The 9,061-nt window shown below is 28.2% G+C and carries 6 protein-coding genes; all 6 read left to right on the top strand.

Going from position 1 to position 9,061, the window contains the following annotated elements; translation table 11 throughout:
* The coding region (locus Q0370_RS05255; protein ID WP_299573035.1) for a hypothetical protein at positions 1–1,172 on the top strand (1,172 nt) is incomplete at its 5' end.
* Positions 1,162–2,997, top strand: coding sequence for a DUF2194 domain-containing protein (locus Q0370_RS05250; protein WP_299573033.1), 1,836 nt, complete (start codon positions 1,162–1,164; stop codon positions 2,995–2,997). The genes Q0370_RS05255 and Q0370_RS05250, both read left to right, overlap by 11 nt.
* 4 nt (positions 2,998–3,001) lie before the next feature.
* Entirely contained in the window at positions 3,002–4,003 is a 1,002-nt protein-coding gene (locus Q0370_RS05245; RefSeq protein ID WP_299573031.1) for a hypothetical protein, read from the top strand.
* A 50-nt stretch (positions 4,004–4,053) separates the two neighbouring features.
* Entirely contained in the window at positions 4,054–5,475 is a 1,422-nt protein-coding gene (pelF, locus tag Q0370_RS05240; RefSeq protein WP_299573029.1) for a GT4 family glycosyltransferase PelF, read from the top strand.
* Positions 5,475–8,174: an exopolysaccharide Pel transporter PelG gene (gene pelG / locus Q0370_RS05235; RefSeq protein ID WP_299573027.1), complete on the top strand. Its 2,700-nt coding sequence runs from the start codon at positions 5,475–5,477 to the stop codon at positions 8,172–8,174. The genes pelF and pelG overlap by 1 nt, the downstream gene beginning before the upstream one ends.
* Positions 8,175–8,179: 5 nt before the next feature.
* The coding region (locus Q0370_RS05230) for a hypothetical protein (protein WP_299573025.1) at positions 8,180–9,061 on the top strand (882 nt) is incomplete at its 3' end.

Below are 9,061 nucleotides of genomic sequence, written 5' to 3'. Positions count from 1 at the left end.
TATTATTGGTATGCTATGCTTTACCATTCACTCGAAACAACTTTTTATCATTAAATATACATCCTCTTGCAGTAATGGTGGCAATTATTTCGTTGAGATACGGAATATATGCTGGTTTTTTTAGTGCATTTATTGCTACTCTAGGCTATCTTACAGCCTATATTTTTTCTGGCAATGATATGGTATTGTTTTTTTTGAAATTTCAATATTATAAATTTTTTATAATGTTTTTATTTATTGCGATGATTTTGGGGAAATTTCAGGCAAATAGGAAAGAAAATGAAGAAATTGCAAAAAGAGATGCTGAAAAGCTGGAAAAATTATTAGAAGAGGAAAAACAGAAAAAAGAAGAATTACTAAAGATAAATAGAGATTTGAAAAATCAGATTATAACAAGTCGTGGAGGGGTTATTTCATTTCAAAATATACGAAAAAGCTTGAACTTATTGACAACAGTTGAACAAGTACTTACAAAGTCAATAAATATTATTAATCAGTTTATGAATTGTGAAAATGCTAGCATTTATATTGTTAAAAATCAAAATTTAAATCAAATAATAAAAATTGGAAATTCTTCATTGGGAAAAATTTTAAATTTAAGCGAAGTGCAAGCTGATAGATTTTTGATGACTTTAGAAAAAGGTGAAACTTTGGAATTTGCGTTAGATTTAAAAGGAGAAAAGCCAGTCTTTGTAGCGCCAATTTTTTATGGCAAAAAAATAATTGCATTATTAGAAATAACAAAATTATCCTATGAAACTTCTAAAAATGAAAATTTTGAATTGTTTAAAATAATTATGGAAGAAATAAATAACTCATTATCAAGGATTTTTTCTGAAAATGAGAAAAATAATATTCATATTTTTGAGAAAGATACATTTATCACTACAAAAAAATATTTTGAACAGATTTTGGATGAAGTGAAGGATAGAAAGAAATATTATAATCAGAGATATTTTATTTTAGAAGGAAATAACAAAAACAACTATTCATCTGAAGAATTACAGAGAAGATTAGATGAAATGGAAAAAGATGGTCTTAATACGGATTATGTTACTATGTTCGATGATAAGATTAAATTTTTAATTATAAATGGAGATAATGTAAATAATAAGAAACAATCAGAAATTGTAAAAAATATTTTGAAAGAAGAGACACTATATGAAATTTAGATATTTTTTTATTATAATTTTAGTAATAGGAATAATACTGCAAATTAGCAGAATGGTAAGAAAAGAAGATTATTTTACAATAAAGCAGGAATTTACTTTTGAAAAGGCACCAGCTAAAAATACTACTTATATATTTAAAAATCCACAAAAAATACTTGTGTATTATAATAAAAATTCAGAACAGTCAAAAAGAATTTTGAAAAATTTACAGGAAACATTTAAATTTACTAAAACAGACTATGTTCTAAAAGATATTGGAGAAATTGTTCCAACAAATGAATATAGTACTTTTATATTTGCAACTGATACATATATAGGTTTTACAAAAGAAATGTTTGATTCTATTACGAAGGAAGTAAATGAAGGTAAAAGTCTTATATTTTTGAATATGACGCCTTATAATCCATTTAATCCAATGGCTGGAATAAAAAACTTTAGTGATAGTACGCTTGATGCTTCTAGTGGAATAAAATTCAATGAAAGGTTGTTTCCTGGAATCGATTCGTATGAGCCGAGTGCTATTATGATGTCACATCCTGCGATGAACAAGCTAGAACTTGAAAAGGATATAAAAATTTTTGCAAAAAGTAGTGAAAACATACCACTTTTATGGGAAAGAAAAATTGGAAAAGGGAGAATCCTGTATTCAAATGTTTCATTTTTTGCAGATAAAATTATGAGAGGTGTACTGAATCAATGGATTGCATATGGAAATGAATGGTATATTTCTCCTTTTTTAAATACTAAACTTATGCATATAGATGATTTTCCAGCACCAATTCCAAGAATGCATAATGAAATTATCCAAAAAGAATACAAAATGAGTACGAGGGATTTTTATCGAAATATCTGGTGGAAGGACATGGTTGATATTTCTAAGAAATATAATCTTGTATATTCTGGATTTATTATTATTGATTATAATAATACTGTTGAAAAAGAAAAGATGAAAAGAATTTCTGACTTGAATTTAAAGGATTTGGCACTAGAAGGTAGAGAATTGTTTTTAAACGGCGGAGAATTGGCTATACACGGATATAATCATAATCCAATAGTTTTTGATGGTGATAAACAAGTTGACTTTAAAAAATTAGGATACATTCCTTGGAGAAGTGAAAGCGATGTCGCAGCGTCAGCAAAAGAAGTAAGAAGTTATGTAAAAGAATTGTTTGGTTCTAAAGTAAAATTATATACATACGTTGCTCCAAGTAATATAGGAATTGATGAAGGAATGAAAATACTTAAGAAAAACTATCCAGATTTAAAAACTATTTCGACTGTATTTTATGGATATATAGAAGAAGGAGCTTATGTACAGGAGGTAGGAGCGAATCCTGAAATCCCTGGTGTGTATAATATGCCAAGATTTTCTTCTGGATTTTTTTATTCGACTGATGGAATGTGGAATTTATCTAACGCTCTAGCGGTATACGGATATTGGACACATTTTGTTCATCCAGATGATGTTATTGCTGAAGACAGAGGAAAAGACAAGACATGGAAACAGTTAAAAACTGAGTTTGAACGTACAATAGGAGAAGTAAATAAAACTTTTCCGTATTTGAAACCAATGAAGGCTTCAGATTTAACAAAATTATATATGAATATAGAAGACTTAAAAATAAAATCAGAAAAAGTAAATAATGAGCTTCGTATTGGATCAATTAATTTTAGAAAACCTTATGAGGCTACAATAAGAATACGGAATAAAAAAATAAAAAGTATGTCTTCTGGTACATTCAAGGAAATATATACTTCAGGAGAAACTAAAATTTATTTAGTAAATATTGATAAGGAAAATGTAACAATATTTTTAGGAGATTAGAAAAATGATTATAAATAATGAAGGAACAAAATCATTAAAATGGGTGTCAATAGTTGGAATTAGTTTTTTATTTTTTCTGTTGGAAGTTCTGATGTTAGTAATGCTTTCTAAAAATGATGATATTTTAAACTTTAGAAGTATGTTTTGGATATTACATATTGTATTGTCGATAATATTTATTTTTGTGTATAAAAGGATTTTTCAGGAAAGTATTAGATATTATGATGTTTTTATAATAATATTTCCTGTTATTGGAATATTTTTATTTTTTATAGATGAGATATTTTCAATCTGGAAAGTAAAAAAAGCCATAGCAGAAGAAGTATTGGGAAACAATGAAACTGAGGAAATTTTACAAAAACTGAAAAAGGATTATATGGTATCTGAATTTGATGTTATGAGTTCTTATGATTTATTATCTTCATCAAATAATGATAACAAGAAAAAATTTCTTTTTTCATTTGAAAGTAAAGACCCAAAATTAAAGGTGGAGATGCTACAAAGAGCATTACAGGATGAAAATACAGAAGTTATCCATTATGCAGCGACAGAAGTGAATAAGCTGGATGCAGGGATACAGGAAAAAATAAATAATATTGAAAAAGAAAAAATAAAAGAAACTGATAAGGAAGAAATAAAAAAACTAGATTATAAAATATTTAAATTGTATAAAAGCTATGTTGATTCGGGGCTTTTATTTGGAGAAATATTGAATTTTTATCAAAATAAGACATTAAAGTTACTAAAAAATTTACAAATCGATGAAAAAGAAAAGGAATTTTTTTTGATAGAACTTTATGAAAATATGAACAATGAAAGTGAATATGAAAACTTATTAAAAGATAGAATTAGTAAATATTCAGAATCGGAAATAATAACAAAATATCTAAAGTTTTTATATAGACAAAATAGATTTGAAGAATTAATAAATGAGTATAGGAAATATGAGAAAATGGGAAATAGTCAAATCGAAAAACCAGTTTTTTTAGAAGAGATTTTAGTATAATATCCCAGTTTTTTAAAATTAAACTGATAAATTAAGGAAAAGAGAAGAAAATGGCTGTAATATGTTTTATTTGTGAAGGAGCGTATCCATATATTGTTGGAGGAGTTTCATCGTGGGTACACGAGCTAATTTTATCCAATCCCCAACATTTTTTTAAAGTGCTGTGTATAATTCCAAGCAAGGAGTTTGCAAAATTAAAGTATAAGTTGCCTAAAAATGTTATTGAAGTAAAAAATATATGTCTAGATGCATCTCCAGCATTTTCATTATACAATGTCATGAAGAGCAATCAGACTTTTAGTAAGCAGAAAAGAAAAAGTATAGATAAACTTTTGAATTTTGGTTCTGAAAATATTGAAACAAAACTATCAGAAGTAGAAGATTTGTTTCAAAAGAAATTTGGGAAACCGCTAGAAGTAATTTTGAGTAATGAATACTGGAATACATTGCTTCAATTTTACAATAAAAATTATTCAGATGGTAATTTTAGTACATTTTACTGGACTTATAGAAATATAATATTTAATTTGTTAAATATAGCTCAGGGAGATATTCCAAAGGCTAATATTTATCATAGTGTGGCGACAGGATATTCTGGATTTTTGGGAGCCGTTATTGCACATCAGAAAAAAGGGAAATTTGTACTTACAGAACATGGGATTTATCCACGTGAAAGAGAAGAAGAGATATTGGGAGCAACTTGGATAGATAATGATTTTAAACCAATTTGGATAGATTATTTTTATTATTTATCAAAATTGGCTTATCAATATAGTGATAAAATAATATCATTATTTGAATATAATAGGCAGATTCAAATAGAGTATGGAGCACCTGCTGAAAAATCAGTTGTTATTCCAAATGGAGTAGACGAAAAGAAATATGGTGAAATAGTAAGAGAAAAAAAAGAAGGTTTTAATATAGGTTCTATTTTGAGAATTGTTCCAATAAAAGATGTAAAAATGATGATAAAAGGCTTCAAAATTGCATCAGAGAAAATACCAGAAGCAAAACTTTGGTTAATAGGGCCTACCGATGAAGATGAAGATTATTATGATGAATGTATAAAATTGGTAGATGATTTAGGATTGACAGAAAAAGTGGTGTTTACAGGACGTGCGAATGTTATGGAATATTATTCATTTTTGGATTTATTATTGCTTACTTCTATTTCTGAAGGACAGCCACTTAGTATATTGGAGGGACTTGCTTCAGGAGTACCTTTTATTTCGACAGATGTTGGAAATTGCAGGGAAATATTATTAGAAAAGACAGATATAGGAGAAGCAGGAGTTATAATACCACCTACATCTTATACAGATTTGGCATTGGCATTGGTTCAGTTGTATCATAGTCCAGAAAAATTGGAAGAATTTTCTAGAAATGGGAAAAAGATAGTTGAAAAATATTATTCTAAAGCTGCATTTATTCAGCAATATAGAGAAATTTATGATGAAATGGGGAGGTTGTAATGGCTGGAATAGGATTTGAATTAAAAAAATTATTTGATGACAGTGAAGATACGCCATTTGGAAGTGCAAAAGCATTGCTTTTTTCCACAGCTGTAAGTATAGGGCCTTGGTTCATTACAGCGACATCCTTGAATTTGATATTATTAATTTCCAAAACAATAGATCTTTCGAGAAATAACCAGATACTATTTATGAGTACGATATTTTACATATTTATATTTTCCCAAATAGTTACAAATGCGTTTCAATATTTGGTTACCAGATATGTATCAGACTGTATTTTTAATAAAAAGATATTTAAGATAAAAAGTGCGTATATAGGATGTATAAAACTGGTTACAATAATTTCTTTCTTATTGAGTACGTTTTTTATAAAAAAAGCAACTTTGTCTGTTGGATATAAAATATCGTTTGTAGTTTTGTTCGTGTCAATGTCACTGTCATGGATAACGATGATATTTATATCTTTATTAAAGAAATATAAATTTATTTTATTTTGTTTCTTTTTAGGGAATTTTATATCTGTAATATTGGGATATGTATTTTTGAAATATCCGGTTACTTTTATAAAAGAAGATCCAACATTTTGGATGTTATTTTCGTACACTGTTGGAATATTTTTGAACTTTATAATGACATCAATGTACATTATGAGAGCATTTCCAGGAAAAGAAAAAAATCAGTTTGAATTTTTTGTTTATTTTAGAGGTTATTTTAGTCTTATAATGATAGGTACTTTGTATATTCTTGGTGTTTGGGGACATGTCTTTGTAAACTGGTTTGTGGGAGATTCGTATATTTTGGCAAATGTATTTTTAGTTTCTCCTGTTTATGAGGCTGCTGTATTCTATGGATATTGTACTGTTATCCCAAGCCTAGTTTATTTTGCCACATTTTTAGAAACGAAATTTTTACCATTATATAAGGATTATTTTAATAAATTGTGTGTGGTAGGTAAATATGAAGATGTAAAGGAATCTTTGAAAACATTAAAACATACATTGATTTCAGAAGTTTTATATTGTATGGAATTACAGCTTTTAATTTCAATAACATGTATATTAATAGCAAATATAATGTTTAATGAACTTGATATGGATACTTATTTACTGGATTTGTTTCGTGTAATTGTGTTTGGGTCGTATAGTTCGATATTTATTTCAATATTAATAACATTATTTTTGTATTTTGATTTAAGATTTCAGGCTATGGTGCTTGCTTTATCAATGTTTATAACAGGAATTTTATTTTCTTACATATTTGGAAAAATGGGAATGTCCTTTACTGGATTTGGATTTTTCCTATCGTCGTTATTAACATTTGCAGCAGGTGTCTATATGTTTTATAAATTATTTGATAAATTAAATTATACAATTATGTTTAGGCAGAATTTTAATTACAAGGTTGGAGGAAGTTTTGTGAAAAAAGTAAGTCAGCTATTTAACAATCGAATATATATCGTAATTTTAATAATAATATTATTTCTGCTGGGAAGTGCAAAAGCTCACGCAGCATACGATTCTAGAGGATTTAATAATGTAACTGGAAATAACCGTGACACAATGAGCCCCTATGATAAGGAAGGCTATGACATCAATGGCTATAACAGGCAAGGAGCTGATAGAAGGGGATTTAACAAAGTTTACTGGAATATTGGAACAAATTCACCTTATGATTATTCAGGATTTGATTATAAAGGAATACATAAAGACACAGGTAAGGAATATGATGCAAGAGGCTTTAATTACGAGCATTTTAATGGGGAAACAAACAGCAAATATGATAAAAATGGCTTTACATTTGAGGGAATACATAAAGATACAGGTAGGGAATATGATAAGAACGGCTGGAATTATTATGGGTTGAATGAGCAGACAAAAGACTATTTTAATAAGGAAGGTTGGAATTTTAAAGGAATAAATCGCCGTGGCTTTAATAAGGACAAGTATAATGTGGAAACAAACAGTGAATATGATGGCTGGGGATTTAATTATGATGGAATAAATAAGGATACAGGCAAGGAATATGACACAAGAGGTTTTAACTACAAGCATTTTAATGTAGAAACAAATAGTAAATATGATAAGAATGGCTTTACTTATGATGGAATAAACAAGGATACAGGTAGGGAATACGACAAAAATGGCTGGAATTACTACGGCTTAAATGAAAAAACACAGGATTATTATGATGAAACTGGCTGGACATTTGATGGAATCAATAGACAAGGCTTTAATCGTGAAGGTTACAATGTATGGACAAAAAGTAAGTATGATTATGCAAACTTTGATTTTCAGGGAATTAATAAAAATACAAAAACTAGATATGATGAAAGAGGATTTGATAATAATCAGATTCATAGTAAAACTCACACAAAGTATGATGAGAGAGGGTTTGATTATGGTGGAAAACATAAAGATACAGGAACCGAATATGATAAGGATGGCTGGAATTTTTATGGCTTGAATGAAAAAACAAAAACATATTTTGATTCAAACGGATACACAAGAGAAGGACTTGACAAATATGGATATAAAAAAGGACAAAGACCAAAGAACTTTGGTGTAGTGCCTGCTGTAAATAGAACTAGAAACAGTGCTGCCGGTACAAAAAGATCTGGAGCAAAAAGCAGCAGTGGAAGCGGAGGCTATGATAAGAATGGGTTTGATAAGAATGGAATCTATCGGAGAGGATATTAAATATTATGCCAGAATATAAAGTAATGAAAGAATATAAAAAAAGTTTTGAAGAGGCTTTTAAGAAAATTTATACAGAAAAATATAAATTATTTGCAATCAACTTCATATTAATGATAACAAATAATCTGTTTTCTGAAAACACACAACAAAACGAAGAAATTAATATTGAAGTAAATCAAGCAGAAAATGGTAATGTTAATACAGAAAATAGTCAAAAATTCATAACTAACCAAGTTAAAAAGGAACGTGGAGTCGAAAAAATGAATTTTTATATTCCTGTCGATGAACAAAATAAATTTTCAACATATGGAGAAATAGATTATAGGCAGGATAAGAATATTTATAAATATACGCTTGGAGAAGGCTACATAGGTTTAAACAGAAATTGGGATTTTAATTATAAAGTAATGCGGGAGTTCCAAAGATATAAAGAGCATGAAAGTGCAAGCAATGATTCAAATTCTTGGGATAACGAAATATATTTTTCACGAAAAAATAAAAATTTCAAAATAGGTAAACGTGAATTTGGTTCAAATTTTGTGTTGGGAATGAAACATACTGAAAATAGCACAAAAATTACTGAAAATACAAGAGATTATAAATTTTACCTAGGACAAAAAATTTCTACTTCCTTTCCAAGTCTAGGACGTGGCGGAACATTTATGGAATATGGTCTGACTCTAAATGGAGTTCATGGAAGTATAAGAAATGGATATTCTGTATTAGGTACAATTAATTCAAGTACATTATTGGGATATGGATTCCAGTGGAGCAACTCAATAGAAGGCGAATATATGGATTACAATAATTACAAGGGTAATTTAAGAGGTAAATATGAAACAGTTTTTAGGTGGACATACGAATTAGGAAAATATTTTGCTTTTTCA

It is taken from the genome of uncultured Leptotrichia sp. (genome assembly GCF_938036635.1).
GTDB classification, from domain to species: domain Bacteria; phylum Fusobacteriota; class Fusobacteriia; order Fusobacteriales; family Leptotrichiaceae; genus Leptotrichia; species Leptotrichia hongkongensis.
This window is presented reverse-complemented; position numbering and strand designations above follow the sequence as displayed.